At 74.5% G+C, this 14,930-nt stretch carries 12 protein-coding genes; 8 read left to right on the top strand and 4 right to left on the bottom strand.

Annotation, left to right across the window (positions count from 1 at the left end):
• Positions 1–87: 87 nt before the first annotated feature.
• The 3 genes from LG396_RS08480 to LG396_RS08470 are packed head-to-tail and all read left to right on the top strand — an operon-like array spanning position 88 to position 3,995.
• Complete coding sequence (locus LG396_RS08480) at positions 88–840, top strand: sugar phosphate isomerase/epimerase family protein (RefSeq protein WP_225794248.1); 753 nt, start codon at positions 88–90, stop codon at positions 838–840.
• Complete coding sequence (locus LG396_RS08475; protein ID WP_225794247.1) at positions 837–1,946, top strand: Gfo/Idh/MocA family protein; 1,110 nt, start codon at positions 837–839, stop codon at positions 1,944–1,946. Before LG396_RS08480 ends, LG396_RS08475 begins: the two co-directional genes overlap by 4 nt.
• A 33-nt stretch (positions 1,947–1,979) precedes the next feature.
• Entirely contained in the window at positions 1,980–3,995 is a 2,016-nt protein-coding gene (locus LG396_RS08470; RefSeq protein ID WP_225794246.1) for an FAD-dependent oxidoreductase, read from the top strand.
• Positions 3,996–4,069: 74 nt separating this feature from the next.
• On the opposite strand, the gene LG396_RS08465 is transcribed toward LG396_RS08470, so the two are convergent.
• Positions 4,070–5,008, bottom strand: a complete 939-nt coding sequence (locus LG396_RS08465; protein WP_018836985.1) for a LysR family transcriptional regulator — start codon at positions 5,006–5,008, stop codon at positions 4,070–4,072.
• A gap of 24 nt (positions 5,009–5,032) precedes the next feature.
• The gene (locus LG396_RS08460; RefSeq protein WP_225794245.1) at positions 5,033–5,575 is read right to left on the bottom strand and encodes an Lrp/AsnC family transcriptional regulator; all 543 of its coding nucleotides are present in this window, start codon (positions 5,573–5,575) and stop codon (positions 5,033–5,035) included.
• A 115-nt stretch (positions 5,576–5,690) separates the two neighbouring features.
• On the opposite strand from LG396_RS08460, the gene LG396_RS08455 reads away from it, so the two are divergent.
• Positions 5,691–6,602 (top strand): EamA family transporter, encoded by a 912-nt coding sequence (locus LG396_RS08455; RefSeq protein ID WP_225794244.1) that lies wholly within the window; start codon positions 5,691–5,693, stop codon positions 6,600–6,602.
• A gap of 151 nt (positions 6,603–6,753) precedes the next feature.
• On the opposite strand, the gene LG396_RS08450 is transcribed toward LG396_RS08455, so the two are convergent.
• The gene (locus LG396_RS08450) at positions 6,754–7,536 is read right to left on the bottom strand and encodes a hypothetical protein (protein ID WP_020679037.1); all 783 of its coding nucleotides are present in this window, start codon (positions 7,534–7,536) and stop codon (positions 6,754–6,756) included.
• 175 nt (positions 7,537–7,711) lie between these two features.
• On the opposite strand from LG396_RS08450, the gene LG396_RS08445 reads away from it, so the two are divergent.
• The gene (locus LG396_RS08445) at positions 7,712–8,875 is read left to right on the top strand and encodes an RNA-guided endonuclease InsQ/TnpB family protein (RefSeq protein ID WP_225794243.1); all 1,164 of its coding nucleotides are present in this window, start codon (positions 7,712–7,714) and stop codon (positions 8,873–8,875) included.
• Between the two features lie 161 nt (positions 8,876–9,036).
• Here the strand turns inward: LG396_RS08445 and LG396_RS08440 are convergent, their stop codons facing one another.
• Positions 9,037–10,833, bottom strand: a complete 1,797-nt coding sequence (locus LG396_RS08440; protein WP_225794242.1) for a PucR family transcriptional regulator — start codon at positions 10,831–10,833, stop codon at positions 9,037–9,039.
• Positions 10,834–11,088: 255 nt separating this feature from the next.
• Between LG396_RS08440 and LG396_RS08435 the strand changes: the two genes are divergently transcribed.
• Genes LG396_RS08435 through pucD form a run of 3 tightly spaced genes read left to right on the top strand, consistent with a single transcriptional unit; the run spans position 11,089 to position 14,848 of the window.
• Complete coding sequence (locus tag LG396_RS08435) at positions 11,089–11,988, top strand: FAD binding domain-containing protein (protein WP_018836990.1); 900 nt, start codon at positions 11,089–11,091, stop codon at positions 11,986–11,988.
• Positions 11,988–12,458 carry a (2Fe-2S)-binding protein gene (locus tag LG396_RS08430; RefSeq protein ID WP_018836991.1) on the top strand — a complete coding sequence of 157 codons (471 nt, stop codon included), beginning with the start codon at positions 11,988–11,990 and terminating at the stop codon, positions 12,456–12,458. The genes LG396_RS08435 and LG396_RS08430 overlap by 1 nt, the downstream gene beginning before the upstream one ends.
• Positions 12,458–14,848, top strand: coding sequence for a xanthine dehydrogenase subunit D (gene pucD / locus LG396_RS08425; RefSeq protein ID WP_225794241.1), 2,391 nt, complete (start codon positions 12,458–12,460; stop codon positions 14,846–14,848). The genes LG396_RS08430 and pucD overlap by 1 nt, the downstream gene beginning before the upstream one ends.
• The last annotated feature ends 82 nt before the right edge of the window (positions 14,849–14,930 follow it).

Below are 14,930 nucleotides of genomic sequence, written 5' to 3'. Positions count from 1 at the left end.
CTGTCAAGGGTGTTGACGGAGGTCGTCGGGGCTCCTAGCGTCAGCTGGCGAGCGAAAAATTGTCGAAAACGACCGCCGGAGGAGACCATGAGCCCGTCCCTGGGCGTGCAGCTCTACACCGTTCGCGACGAGATAGCCGCCGACCGCCCCGGCACGCTCGCCGCGCTGGCCGGCTTCGGCTACCGCCAGGTCGAGTGCTACGACGTGCTGACCGACCCCGAGGCGCTGCGGGCCGACCTGGACGAGGCGGGCCTCACGGCCGGCTCCGTGCACGCGCACGTGCTCGCCGGACCCGAGCAGGCCGAGGCCGCCTTCCGGGGTGCGCGCACGGTCGGCGCCGACACCGTCTTCGTCCCGTACCTGCCGCCGGAGCGGTTCGCCGACGCCGACGGGGTGCGCTCCGTCGCCGGCGAACTGGCCGACGCGGCGGGGCGCGCCGCCGGGCACGGCCTCGCGCTCGGCTACCACAACCACGAATTCGAGCTGTCCCAGCACGTCGGCGGCGCCCCCGCGCTGGAGGTGCTGGCCGACCTGCTCGCCGGCCTCGACACGCCGGTGCAGTTCGAGGTGGACACGTACTGGGCGGCGGTCGGCGGCCAGGACGTACCCGCGCTGCTCGGCCGGCTCGGCGACCGCGTCACGCACCTGCACATCAAGGACGGGCCCGTCACCAAGGACGATCCGATGACCGCGGTCGGCGCCGGGCGGATGCCCGTCGAGGCCGTGCTCGCCGCCGGCGCGGGCGCCCGCCGGCACATCGTCGAACTCGACGCCTGCGCCACCGACATGCTCACCGCCGTGCGCGAGAGCTTCGACTGGCTGGAGGGGAAGCGCCGATGACCGCAGGGGAGCCCCTGGGCGTCGCCGTGGTCGGCTGCGGCACGATCAGCGACCAGTACCTGACGAACCTCACCGCCTTCCCCGACCTGCGCGTGCTGTTCTGCGCCGACCTCGACACCGAACGGGCCGCCGCGCAGGCCGCCGCCTACGGCGTACCGGCGCACGGCCCGACCGAAGAGGCCCTCGCCCACCCCGGCGTCGAGCTGGTCGTCAACCTCACCGTTCCCGTCGCCCACCACGACGTCGCGGCGGCGGCGATCGACGCCGGCAAGCACGTGTGGAACGAGAAGCCGCTGACCCTCGACCCCGCCTCCGGTGCCGACCTGGTCGCCCGCGCCGCGGCGGCCGGCGTGCGGCTCGGCTGCGCCCCGGACACGTTCCTCGGCGCCGGGCTGCAGACCGCGCGCCGGCTGCTCGACGAGGGGGCGATCGGCGCGCCGCTGAGCGGTCTCGCGCTGATGCAGACCCCGGGCCCGGAGTCGTGGCACCCCAGCCCCGAGTTCCTCTTCCGGCGCGGCGCGGGGCCGCTGTTCGACGTGGGCCCGTACTACCTGACGTGCCTGGCGACGCTCTTCGGCCCGGCCGGGCGGGTCGCGGCGGTGGCCGGCAAGGCGCGCGAGACGCGGGTGATCGGGTCCGGTCCGAAGGCCGGCACCGAGTTCCCGGTCGAGGTGCCCACGCACGTCGCCGCGCTCCTCGACTACGCCGGGGGCCAAACGGCGTCGCTGGTGGTCAGCTTCGACTCGCCGCTGAACCGGCAGGGCTGGGTGGAGATCACCGGCACCGAGGCCACCCTCGCGCTGCCCGACCCCAACCGCTTCGACGGCTCCCTGCGGCTGCGCCGGGCGGGCTCGGCGGAGTGGACGGAGATCGAGGCGGCGGGCGCGACCGCCGGGCGCGGCATGGGCGCGCTCGACATGGCCCGCTCGCTGGCCGCCGGGGAGCCGCACCGCGCCTCCGGCGAGCTGGCGCAGCACGTCCTGGAGACCATGGCGGCGGTCGAACGGTCCGCGCAGGACGGGGAGTTCGTGCCCGTCGGGGGCGCCGGGTTCACGGTGCCGGCGGCGCTGCCGGCCGACTGGGATCCGGGCGTACGGATGCGTTGACGTCCCGCCGGGGCGCGGGCACACTCCGGAACCATGGCTGAGAAAGCGCTTTCTAGACGTGGTTTGCTCGTCGCGGGCGGCGCGGGTCTCGCGCTGCCCGCCCTGGCCCCGGCGGCGTACGCCCGGGACCGCGGCCCCGTCCGGGCCGACCTGGTGGTCTACGGCGGCACCTCGGCCGGCGTGATCGCCGCCGTGCAGATGCGCCGGATGGGCGGCACCGCCGTGGTGCTGGAGCCCACCCGGCACATCGGCGGCCTCACCACCAGCGGCCTCGGCGCCACCGACACCGGCAACACCTCCGCCATCGGCGGCCTGGCCCTGGAGTTCTACCGCCGCGTGTACGCCAAGTACCACGGCACCCCCGTCACCGACGACTCCCCGGCCCGCTACACCTTCGAACCGCACGTCGCCTCCGCGGTCTTCGCCGACCTCCTCGAAGAGCACGACGTGCCCGTCGTCACCGACGCGCGGCTGCGCTCCGTCGACCGCCGCGGCGGCCGCATCCGCACACTCGTCACCGACGACGGCCGCGCGTACACGGGCGGCGTGTTCATGGACGCGACCTACGAGGGCGACCTGATGGCCCGCGCCGGCGTCGACTTCACCGCCGGACGCGAGGGCAACGCCGCGTACGACGAGACCCTCAACGGCGTCCAGCACCGCGACAAGCACCAGTTCGTCCACCCCGTCGACCCCTACGTCACCCCCGGCAGCCCCGCCAGCGGCCTGCTGCCCGGCGTCTCCGCCGACCCGCTCGCGCCCGACGGCACCGCGGACGAGTCGATCCAGGCGTACTGCTTCCGCATGTGCCTGACCCAGGCCGGCGACCGCATCCCCTTCCCGAAGCCGTCCGGCTACGACCCGATGCGCTACGAACTCCTCCTGCGCTACGTCCAGGCCGGCTGGCGCGGGCCGTTCTACACCACCCACCAGATGGGCGGCGGCAAGACCGACTCCAACAACAACGGCGCCTTCTCCACCGACAACATCGGTCTCAACTTCGGCTACCCCACCGGCACCTACGCCGAGCGCGCCCGCATCCACGCCGAACACGTCGACTACCAGCAGGGCCTGATGTGGTTCCTCGCCAACGACCCGCGGCTGCCGGAGTCCGTGCGCGCCCAGACCGCCGCCTGGGGCCTGCCGCGCGACGAGTTCACCGACCACGGCGGCTGGCCGCCGCTGCTGTACATCCGCGAGGCGCGGCGCATGGTCTCCGACTACGTCATGACCGAGCACGACTGCCGCGGCACCGTGCGCGCCGCGGACTCCGTCGGGCTCGCCTCGTACACGATGGACTCGCACAACTGCCGCCGCCTCGTCGTCGACGGCGTCGCGCGCAACGAGGGCGACGTGCAGGTCGGGGTGCGCGCACCGTACGGGATCAGCTACCGCTCGCTGACGCCGAAGCGCTCGCAGTGCACCAACCTGCTGGTGCCCGTCGCGCTCTCCGCCTCGCACATCGCGTACGGGTCGATCCGGATGGAGCCCGTCTTCATGATCCTCGGCCAGTCGGCGGCGACCGCCGCGCGGATGGCCCTCGACCGCGGCGCGGCGGTGCAGCAGGTGCCGGTCGCCGCGCTGCAGGCCCGGCTGCGCGCGGACGGGCAGTTCCTTCAGTGGCCGCCCACCGAGCCCGGCGAGATCGTCGTCGACAACGTCTCCGCCACCGGCGTCACCTCCGCCGGCACCTGGCTGAGCAGCACGTCCACCTCCGGCTACTACGGCTCGGACTACGTCCACGACGACAACACCGGCAAGGGCGGCACCTGGATGCGCTTCCGGCCCGAGCTGCCGGAGGCCGGCGACTGGGACGTCGCCCTGTGGTGGACCTCCCACAGCAACCGGGCCACCAACGTGCCGGTCGACGTCGAGCACGCCGGCGGCACGGCGACGTACACCGTCGACCAGCGCTCGGGCGGCGGGAAGTGGGTGGTGCTGGGGCGGCACACGTTCGCGGCGGGGACGGCGGCGGGAGTGCGGGTACGCAACGACGCCACCGACGGCTACGTGATCGCGGACGCGGTGCGCTTCACCCCCGCCGGGTGACGGCGGCCCCCGGCGGCAGCGGCCCCCGGCGGCAGCGGCCCCCGGCGGCGGCGGTCGCCGCGCGCGGGCGCCGGTCAGCGGGACCAGGCCGGCGCCCACGTCCCCGCGGCCTCGCCGGGCGCGTGCCGCGGGCTGCGGGGGGCGAGGAAGTCGCGCAGCAGGGCCAGCGCGGGGTGCGCGTTGTCGGTGTGCCAGTGCATCAGGTGCGGGTAGACGGGCGTCGGGTCGTGCAGCGGGATGCGGCACAGGTCGTAGTCGACGGGCCAGACCAGCGGGGTCCGCTCGCTGAGGAAGGTGCCCACCGTCGCGGACGCGGCGATCGTGTCGAGCAGGCTCTCGACCCCGAAGTCGGGGCCCACCGCGTCGATGACGAAGCCGAACTCCGCGGCCATGTCCTCGTAGTACGCGGCCCACTCGGTGCCCGGCGCGTTGCCCGGCATCCAGATCCGGTGCCCGGCGAGCCGGCCGGGGGCGATGGAGCGGGCGCCGGCGAACTCGTGCGCGGGGCCGGTGACGAGCTGCACCGGCTCGTACATCACGTACCCGACGGCGATGTCGTCGGGCAGCTTCCGGCCCGGCGGCGGCAGCGTGCGGAACGTCGCGTCGATCGTGCCGTCGCGCACCGCGTCCACCGCGGCGCCGCCGCCGTAGACCGTGACGACGTCCAACTCCACGTCGGGGTACGCGCGGTGGAAGTCCCGCAGCAGTCCGGCGGTCGCCACCCGCCGGCCGACCACGTCCACGCGCAGTGCCCGGCTCCCGGGCCGTACCGAGGCCGCCGCGCGCTCCGCGGTCCGCAGGAGAGCGCGGGCGTGCGGGAGGAACGCCTGTCCGTCGATGGTGAGCTTCGCGCCGCGCGGAGTACGGGTGAACAGCCGCACCCCGAGGCCCTTCTCCAGCCCGGCGATGCGCTTGGAGACGGCCTGCTGGGTCAGCATCAGCTCGGCCGCCGCCTCCTGGAACTGGCCGGTGTCGGCGGCGGCGACGAAGGTGCGTACGGCATCGAGGTCCACGGCCGGCAACCCTAGCCGCAGCCGCTAGGGAACCCGCGGCCCGACTCCGGCGCCGCCGCGCCCGGTTTCGCGCCCGCCCCTGCGCCCGCGCCCGCCGCGGTCCGAGTCCGCGGCCGACTCCGAGTCCGCGTACGGGCCGAGCCCGGGCGTCCGCGGCGGCACGGCCGTGGACTGGACGATCGACGTCGTCGTCTGGCCGTGCAGCAGGAAGCGGTCGAGCACCTCCTCGAAGGTGTCGAGGTCCGTCGCGTGCACCTTGAGCAGGAAGCAGTCCTCGCCGGTGATCCGGTGGCACTCGCTGACCTGCGGCAGGCTCCGCGCCAGCGCGGCGATCCGCGGCAACTGCCCCGGCCCCGGCCGCACCCGGACGAACGCCGCCACCGGATACCCCAGCGCCGCCGGGTCGACGTCGAGCCGGTACCCGCGGATCACCCCGGACTCCTCCAGCCGCCGCACCCGCTCCCGGGCGGTCGGCACGGAGACGCCGGTGCGCCGGGCCAGCTCGGCCGTCGACAGCCGGGGGTCCGCGTCGAGTTCGATCAGGATCGAGCGGTCGAGTGCGTCCATCGCTTCACCATCGCACGCCGGCCGCCCGTTTCATACCCTGAATAGGAAAGTCATCGGCCCTGTGGCTTTCCGGTTCGCCATGGTCCGCGCGGGAGTGCGTTGCGACGATTCCTCCGTGGCCGACTCCCCTCCCCGCAGCCCCGCCGGCGCCCCCGCCGGCCGACTCGCCCTGGCCGCCGAGCGCGTACCGCCGCCGGCGTTCCTCGTCTCCTCCGCCGTCTTCCACTACCTCGGCCCGGCCTGCGCCGTCCTGCTCTTCGCCCGCCTCGACGTCCTCGGCGTCGCCTGGCTGCGCATCGCCTCCGCGGCGCTGGTCTTCGCCGTCTGGCGGCGGCCGTGGCGCGACTGGCGGGCGGCCACCCCGTACCAGCGGCGGCTGCTGGTGGCGATGGGCGCCGTGCTCGCCACCATGAACTGCACGTTCTACCTCGCCCTGGAGCGGCTGCCGCTGGGGACGGTCGGTGCGGTGGAGTTCCTCGGCCCCGTGGTGCTGGCCGCCGCGGGCGCACGGACCCGGCGCAACGCCGCCGCGCTCGTGCTGGTGCTCGGCGGGGTCGCGCTGCTGACCGACGTGCACCTGGTCGCCGAACCGCTCGGCCTCGCGCTCGCCTTCGGCAACTGCGCGCTCTTCGTGCTCTACGTCGTCCTCGGCCACCGGCTCGCGGCGGACGGAGGCGCGGCGGGCGTCGGCCGGCTCGGGGCTGCGATGCTGGTGGCGGCGGTGGTCGCGGCACCGGCGGGCGTCGTGGACGCGGCGGCGGTGGCGACGTCACCGGCGCTGCTTGCGGCGGCCTTCGGGGTGGGGGTCTGCTCGTCGGTGATTCCGTACGTCTGCGACCAGCTCGCCATGGCGCGGGTGCCGCGGGCGACGTTCGCGCTGATGCTGTCGCTGCTGCCGGCGACGGCCGCGCTGATGGGCGTGGCCGTCCTCGGCCAGGTGCCGGGGGCGGCGGAGGCGGCGGGCATCGCACTGGTCGTCGCGGGCGTCGCGCTGCACCGCGAACGGGACGCGGCGGCGGGGGCGTAGCGGTGCGTACGGGCGGAAGATGGGGAAGACGCGGAAGACGGGGAAGACGGCGGAAGGCGCGGAAGACGGCGACAGAAGACGGCAGACGGCCGGAAACGACGGCCCTGCGGGCCTGCCCCCACCCGCCGCGCCACGCCGGCCCCGCGCCCCCTCAGCCCTCCACCGGGGGAACCCGCCGCGGCTCCTCGCCCAACTGCTCCGCCAGCCACGCCGGCACCCCGTCCAGCAGCCGCACCAGCCGCGTCGCCTCCGCCCGCAGCCGGCCCGCCTCGGGCTCCGGCTCGACATCGGCCAGCGCCATCAGCGCCGGCGCCGTACCGATCAGGTAGCCCACCTCCTCGCGCAGCCGCAGCGACTCGCGGAAGCCGTGCCGCGCCTCCGCGAGGTCCCCGGCCTCGTCCGCGAGCGAGGCCAGATGGCGCCAGGTGAACGACATCAGCAGCAGGTCGTCCTGCTCGACCGCACCCGCGTGCGCACGCCGGAACGCCGCCAGCGCGGCCGTCGCGTTCTTCGTCAGGTGCTGGGCGACGAGGCCGCGCCGGAAGTCCAGCATCGGCCGGTGCGGCGACGTCGGCGCCAGCAGCGCGGCGGCGCGGCCGAGCGCCGCACGCGCCTCGTCGGAGCGGTCACGCTCCTGGAACAGGGTGGAGGCGTACGCGAGATAACCCCGCTCGCACGCCGTGACGCCGCGGTTCTCCCCGTCCGTCGACACCGCCTCCGCGGTACGTACCGCGTCCTCGGCGCGCTCCCAGCCGGCAGCCGTGAACATGCACTGCTCGACGAGCAGCGCCGCACGCCGCCACGCCGCCTCGGCGTCGGTCCCGGCGGTGTCCTCGAGGAGCGCCGCGGCGTCGTCCCAGCAACCGCGCGAACGCAGCCGCCAGATCGCCCGCTCCAGCGGATCCTCCGACATCACCGATTCCGACCGTGCCATGGCGGTATCCGCCACTTTTGCCTCCCCAACGCGCCGTCGAGCCAAGGAACAACGCAGCCCAATGTGAGTCGAATCTCAACACGAAGTCTGCCCTGGGCCAAGGGCTTATGTGAACGACTTCACGATGATGGCCGGGAAGTTGATCTCCCATGATCAGCATCACTAGGGTTCCGGTGTGAAACTCGCGGCGCAGGTGAAGCTGCTGCCCGCGTCCGCCGACGACGCGGACGCACTGGCGGCCACCCTGCGTGCCTGCAACCGCGCCGCGACCTGGGTGTCCGAGGTGGCGCACGCCAAGGGCCTCAAGCGGCGGAACGAATTGCAGGAGGAGGTGTACCACGACACCCGGGCCGCCTTCGGCCTCGCAGCGCAACCCACCGTGCGGGTGATCAAGAAGGTGGTGGATGCCTACGCCACCCTCAGGGGCAACATCATGGCCGGCAACTGCGGTCCGCCGGGCTGCAGCCGCCGCGCAAGGGCGGAATCCAAACCCGTCGTCTTCCGTGAGGACGCCGCGCAACCGTACGACGACCGCATCCTGACCTGGAACCTCGACGCCCGTACCGTGTCCGTCTGGACGGTGGCCGGGCGGCTCAAGGGCATCCCCTTCGCGTGCTCCGAGCGAGCCATGAAGCTCCTCTCGCACCGCAAGGGCGAATCGGACCTGATGATGCGGGACGGCATGTTCTTCCTCGTCGCCACCGTCGACATTCCTGAGCCCGGCCCGTACGAACCCGGCGGATGGCTCGGCGTGGACCTCGGCATCGTCAACATCGCCACCACTTCGGACGGCGAGGTCATGTCCGGACGCCGGGTCGACCGCTACCGCAGGCGCCATCGCGACCTGCGGCGGAAGTTGCAGGCCAAGCGCACCAAGAGCGCGAAGCGCGTGTGGAAGCGCATCCGGCGCCGGGAATCCCGCTGCACCGCCCAGCGCAACCACATCATCGCCAAGAAGCTCGTGACCACCGCTGAACGCACCTCCCGGGGTATCGGACTGGAAGACCTGTCCGGCATCCGGCAGAGGGTTACGGCCAGGAGAGACCAGCGGTCGGCACTGCACTCGTGGGCTTTCGCCCAGCTCGGCGCCTTCGTCGAGTACAAGGCCCGCCGGGCAGGTGTGCCCGTGGTCTTCGTGGACCCGCGCAACACCTCCCGCCAGTGCTCCGAGTGCCGCCACACCCACCCGGCCAACCGGGTGTCCCAAGCACGGTTCGCCTGCCGGTCCTGCGGGATCGTGCTGCACGCGGACCACAACGGCTCCCGCAACATCGCCCACCGGGCCGATGCCGCGTGGCAGCGGGGCGCAGTCAACCGCCCCAGAACCAGCAGACGCTGATTCCGGACGCAGGGGACCACGCGGCAGCCGGTCGCGCTCCACTTGCCATCGACATCCCTCCGCCGGTGCCACGCGCCCGGCTCCGGGACGGAGAAGTTGACAAGATCTTGGCCAACGGATTGCCCGGGGAAGGGCGGCGGTGTGGGGGAGCGGGGTGGGGTTCAGCGCATGCGGAGGGCGAGGAAGAAGTCGAGCTTGTCCTCCAGCCGGGCCAGGTCCCGGCCGGTGAGCTGCTCGATCCGGCCGACCCGGTAGCGCAGCGTGTTGACGTGCAGGTGGAGGCGGGCCGCGCAGCGGGTCCAGGAGCCGTCGCAGTCGAGGAACGCCTCCAGGGTCTCCACCAGTCCGGCCCGGTGGCGCTGGTCGTACGCGCGCAGCGGGTCCAGCAGCCGGGCGGTGAACGCGCGGCGTACGTCGTCGGGGACGAAGGGCAGCAGCAGCACGTGCGAGGCCAGTTCCTCATGGCCCGCGGCGCACACGCTGCCCGGCCGGGCGGCGGCGACGCGGCGTGCGTGGCGGGCCTCCTCCAGGGCGCCGCGCAGGCCCTCTGCGGAGTGCACGGCGGCGCTGACGCCGAGGGTGAGGCGGCCGTCGTCGGCCAGCCCGCGGGCCAGCGGCTCCTGTACGGCGGCGAGCAGTTCCGCGGCGCGCAGGCCGTCGCCGGTCCGCCCGCCGCCCGCCGTGCCGCCGGCCGCCGCCCCCGATCCGCCGGTGCGTCCGCGGCCGGGCCCGGTGCTCCCCGCGGCTCCCCGGGCCCGCGGGCCCGCGGGCCCGGGGTCCGCGGTGCCGGTGTGCGGGGTGGCCTCCGCCAGCGGCACCAGCGCCACCGCCTCGTCGCCGGTGTGCGCGACCGCGATCCGGCCCGCCGGGTCCGGGTCCGCGCCCGCGAGCAGCTCCTCCAGCATCGCCTGCGCCACCGGCCCGCCCGCGATCCCCGGCCGCCCGTGCGGGACCTCCCACTCCACCCGCGCCACCACCACCTGCCACTGCGGCGCCGTCCCGGCCCCCGGCAGCAGCACCGGCACCGCCGCCCGCAGCCGGGCGGCGATCTCCGCGGGCTGCGCCCCGGCCTGCACCAGCTCCAGCACCTCCTGCGCCAGCCGCCGCCGCACCGACCGCGCCGCGTCCCGCCGCTCCCGCTCCACGGCGATCAACTGCGTGACGCCGTGCACCAGGTCCAGCCGTTCCGGCGGCCACTCCCCGGCGTCCGCCTCCACGGCCAGCAGCCAGTCGGACAGCACGGTCTCGCGCAGGTCCCGGCCGCCGCCGACGGGGAACAGGGAGTACGTGGCGGACCCGCCCGCCGCCGGCAGCGCCACCCGGTGCGGTCCCGGCCGGCCGGCGCGCAGCGCCGCGAGGTGCTCGCCGGCGAGCTGCGCGCGCAGCGGCGCCGGCAGCCGGCCTCCGGCCGCCCCCGACGCGGTGCCGGCGATCTGCCGGCCGGTGGGGGAGAGGACCCAGGCGCGCAGGTCCAGGTCGGAGCCGAGGAGGTCGAGCACGACGTCGGGGCCGCCGCCCGCGGGCCCGGACGACATCAGCCGGCGGTGCCGCTCCACCACGGCGGCCAGGTCGCCGGCGCGCTCGCCGGAGACCTGCCGTACGACGTGCTCGGTGATGGTGGCGAACGCGACGTCCTCGTCCACCGCGAACAGCGGGAGCCGGTGCCGCGCGCAGGCGCGCACCAGGTCCTCCGGCACCCCCGTCCCGGACAGCTCCGCCTCGCCCGCCGCGAGCCCGGCGACGCCGGCCGCGGCCAGGATCCGTACGAACGGCTCCGAGTCCTGCGGGCCGTGCCGCCAGGCGAGCCCGGTGAGCACCAGTTCGCCGCCGGACAGGTAGCGGCTCGGGTCCGTCAGGTCGGTGGTCATCACGCCCCGCACCGTCCGGTCCAGCTCGTCCTCGCCGCCGAGCAGCTTCAGGCCCAGCGCCTCGGAGTCCAGCAGTGCCCGCAGCCTCATCCGCGTTCCCTTGCCGTCGGTCGTGCGTCTGCCCGCCCGTGCGGTGGTGCCGCCGGGCGGTCGTCGCGGGGTGTCCCGCAGGGGAAGGATGCCCCGGACTTCGTTCGAATCTACAAGAAGCGGGTTCTGGCCTGCCCCTTGCTTCATGTTTTCCGTGACTGCACCCGGACGGCGGCGTTTCTGTGTACTTGGGCCACGTTCCGTCAACAGCTCAAGCACGCGTCCGCACTTTCGAGGGAAAGCCGAGAGGACTCCATGGACTTCCTGCGCCCCGCCGGCTGGGCGGAAGCGCTCGCCGCCAAGGCCGAGCACCCCGCGGCCGTACCGATCGCGGGCGGCACGGACCTCATGGTCGAGATCAACTTCGACCACCGCCGCCCGGAGTACCTGCTCGACCTCAACCGCGTCGCCGAGTTGCAGGAGTGGGGGACGGACGGCGGGAGCGTGCGGCTGGGGGCCTCCGTGCCGTACGCCCGCATCGTGGCGGAGCTGCGCGGGGCGCTGCCCGGGCTGGCGCGGGCGGCGCACACCGTGGCGTCCCCGCAGATCCGCAACCGCGGCGGCGTCGGCGGCAACCTCGGCACCGCCTCCCCGGCCGGCGACGCGCACCCGGCGCTGCTGGCGGCGGGCGCGGAGGTGGAGGTGGAGTCCGTACGGGGCAGCAGGCGGATCCCGATCGACGAGTTCTTCACCGGCGTCAAGCGCAACGCGCTCGCGCCCGACGAGCTGATCAAGTGGGTGCACGTCAAGAAGGCCACCGGGCCGCAGGAGTTCTCCAAGGTCGGCACGCGCAACGCGATGGTGATCGCGGTGTGCGCGTTCGGCATCGCGCTGCACCCCGACACCCGCACCGTCCGCACCGGCATCGGCTCGGCCGCGCCCACGCCGGTGCGCGCCGCCGCCGCCGAGGAGTTCCTGACCGCGGCGCTGGCCGAGGGGAACTTCTGGGACAGCGGCCGGACCCTGCCCCCGGCGCTCGCCGCGCAGTTCGCTGAGCTGGCGGCGGGGGCGTGCAACCCCATCGACGACGTCCGCGGCAGCGCGCGCTACCGCCGCCACGCGGTCGGCGTCATGGCGCGCCGCACGCTCGGCTGGACCTGGGAGTCGTACCGCCGGGGCACGGCAGGACCCACACGAGGAGAAGGAGCCGCGTGATGCGGGTGACGTTCACCGTCAACGGCCGCGAACAGCAGGCCGACGACGTCTGGGAGGGCGAGAGCCTGCTGTACGTGCTGCGCGAGCGGATGGGCCTGCCGGGCTCGAAGAACGCCTGCGAGCAGGGGGAGTGCGGCTCGTGCACGGTACGTCTGGACGGGGTGCCGGTGTGCGCCTGCCTGGTCGCCGCCGGGCAGGCCGAGGGCCGTGACGTCGTCACGGTCGAGGGGCTGGCCGGGGACGGCCTCTCCGCGGTCCAGCAGGCGTTCGTCGACGCCGGCGCCGTGCAGTGCGGCTTCTGCACCCCGGGTCTGCTGGTCGCCGCGGACGACCTGCTGGAGCAGAACCCGTCGCCGTCGGACGCCGACATCCGCGAGGGCCTGTCGGGCAACCTGTGCCGCTGCACGGGCTACGAGAAGATCCTCGACGCGGTCCGGCTCGCCGCCGCGCGCCGGGGGGAGGGGGCCTGATGTCCGAAGTCACCCGCATCCCGACCGACCTCAGGCAGGGTTCGCAGACCGCCGGCGGCATCGGCGAGTCCAAGCTGCGCCCGGACGGCACGCTGAAGGTCACGGGGGAGTTCGCGTACTCCTCCGACCTGTGGCACGAGGACATGATCTGGGGCCACACGCTGCGCTCGCCGCACGCGCACGCCGAGATCGTCTCGGTCGACACCTCCGCGGCCCTCGCCCAGGCCGGGGTGTACGCCGTTCTCACGTACGACGACCTGCCGGCGGAGCAGAAGAACTACGGCCTGGAGATCGCCGACACCCCCGCGCTCGCCGCCGGCCGGGTGCGCCACCACGGCGAGCCGGTGGCGCTGGTCGCCGCCGACCACCCCGAGACCGCCCGCCGGGCCGCGGCGAAGATCCGCGTGGAGTGGCGGGAGCTGCCGCTGGTCACCGACGAGGAGTCGGCGCTCGCCCCGGACGCGCCGGTGCTGCACCCCGGGCGCACCGACGGCCACGCGCGGCACGTGCCCCATCCGAACGTCGTCCACCGCCAGCCCATCGTCCGCGGCGACGCCGCCGCGGCGGCCCTGCGGGCCGACCACATCGTCACCGGCGAGTACGAGTTCGGCATGCAGGACCAGGCGTTCCTGGGCCCGGAGTCCGGTCTCGCGGTGCCCGCGGAGGACGGCGGCGTCGACCTGTACGTCGCCACCCAGTGGCTGCACGCCGACCGGCGGCAGATCGCGCCCGTGCTCGGGCTGCCGGAGGACAAGGTGCGTATGACGCTCTCCGGCGTCGGCGGCGCCTTCGGCGGCCGCGAGGACCTGTCGATGCAGATCCACGCCTGCCTCCTGGCGCTGCGCACCGGCAAGCCGGTCAAGATGGTCTACGACCGGTTCGAGTCCTTCTTCGGCCACGTCCACCGGCACCCGGCCAGGATCCGCTACGAGCACGGTGTCACCGCGGACGGCCGGATCACCCACGCCCGCTGCCGCATCGTCCTCGACGGCGGCGCGTACGCGTCCTCCACCCCGGCCGTGGTCGGGAACGCGGCGTCGCTGTCCATGGGCCCGTACGTCGTCGAGGACGTCGAGATCGAGGCGGTGGGGCTCTACACCAACAACCCGCCGTGCGGCGCGATGCGCGGCTTCGGCGCGGTCCAGGCGTGCTTCGCGTACGAGGCGCAGATGGACCGGCTCGCGGCGGCCGTCGGCATGGACCCGGTGGCGTTCCGGCAGTTGAACGCCATGTCGCAGGGCTCGCGGCTGCCCACCGGGCAGCAGGTCGACTCCCCGGCGCCGGTGGCGGAGATCCTGCGCCGCGTGCAGGCCAGGCCGCTGCCGCCGGAGCGGCAGTGGGAGAGCGCCGGCGGGGCGGCGGACGTGCGGGCGCTGCCCGGCGGGCTGTCCAACACCACGCACGGCGAGGACGTCGTACGGGGCGTCGGCTACGCGGTCGGCATCAAGAACGTCGGGTTCTCGGAGGGCTTCGACGACTTCTCCACCGCGCGCGTGCGGCTGGAGGCCGCCGGCGGGGAGCCGGTGGCGACCGTGCACACCGCGGCGGCCGAGGTCGGGCAGGGCGGCGTCACCGTGCAGGCGCAGATCGCCCGCACCGAACTGGGCGTGGCGCAGGTGGTCATCGCCCCGGCCGACACCCGGGTCGGCTCGGCCGGCTCCACCTCCGCGTCCCGGCAGACGTACATGACGGGCGGCGCGGTACGGAACGCCTGCGCGGCCGTACGGGAGCAGGTCCTCGCCCTGGGCCGCCGCAAGCTCGGCACGTACCACCCGGCGTGGGCGACGGCCGAACTGCTGCTGGAGGGCGGCAAGGTCGTCACGGACCGCGGCGAGGTCCTCGCCGACCTGGCCGACGTGCTCGACGGCGAGCCGCCCGTGGACGTCGAACTGCCGTTCCGGCACCGGCCCACCGAGCCGTTCGACATCGAGACCGGCCAGGGCTTCGGGCACGTGCAGTACTCCTTCGCCGCACACCGGGCGGTCGTCGAGGTCGACACCGCGCTCGGCCTGGTCAAGGTCGTCGAGCTGGCCTGCGCCCAGGACGTCGGCAAGGCGCTCAACCCGCTGTCGGTCGTCGGGCAGATCCAGGGCGGCACGACCCAGGGCCTCGGCGTGGCGGTGATGGAGGAGATCGTGGTCGACCCGGCGACGGCGCGGGTGCGGAACCCCTCGTTCACCGACTACCTGATCCCGACGATCCTCGACACCCCGGCGATCCCCGTCGACGTGCTCGAACTGGCCGACCCGCACGCGCCGTACGGCCTGCGGGGCGTGGGCGAGGCGTCGACGCTCTCGGCGACCCCCGCGGTGCTCGCCGCGATCCGCCAGGCCACCGGCCTGGCGCTGACCAGGACCCCCGTACGGCCGGAGCACCTGACCGGCACCTGAAACGGCACCACCCCGCACCACCCCGCACCACCGAGCACCACCGAGCACCATCTCTTCGCCTCGGGCCGTCCCCCGGGTCGTG

The organism is Streptomyces aculeolatus, from assembly GCF_020400605.1.
In the GTDB taxonomy this organism is placed as follows: Bacteria; Actinomycetota; Actinomycetes; order Streptomycetales; family Streptomycetaceae; genus Streptomyces; species Streptomyces aculeolatus.
Note: the sequence above shows the minus strand (reverse complement) of the source record. Positions and strands in the feature narration are given on the sequence as shown.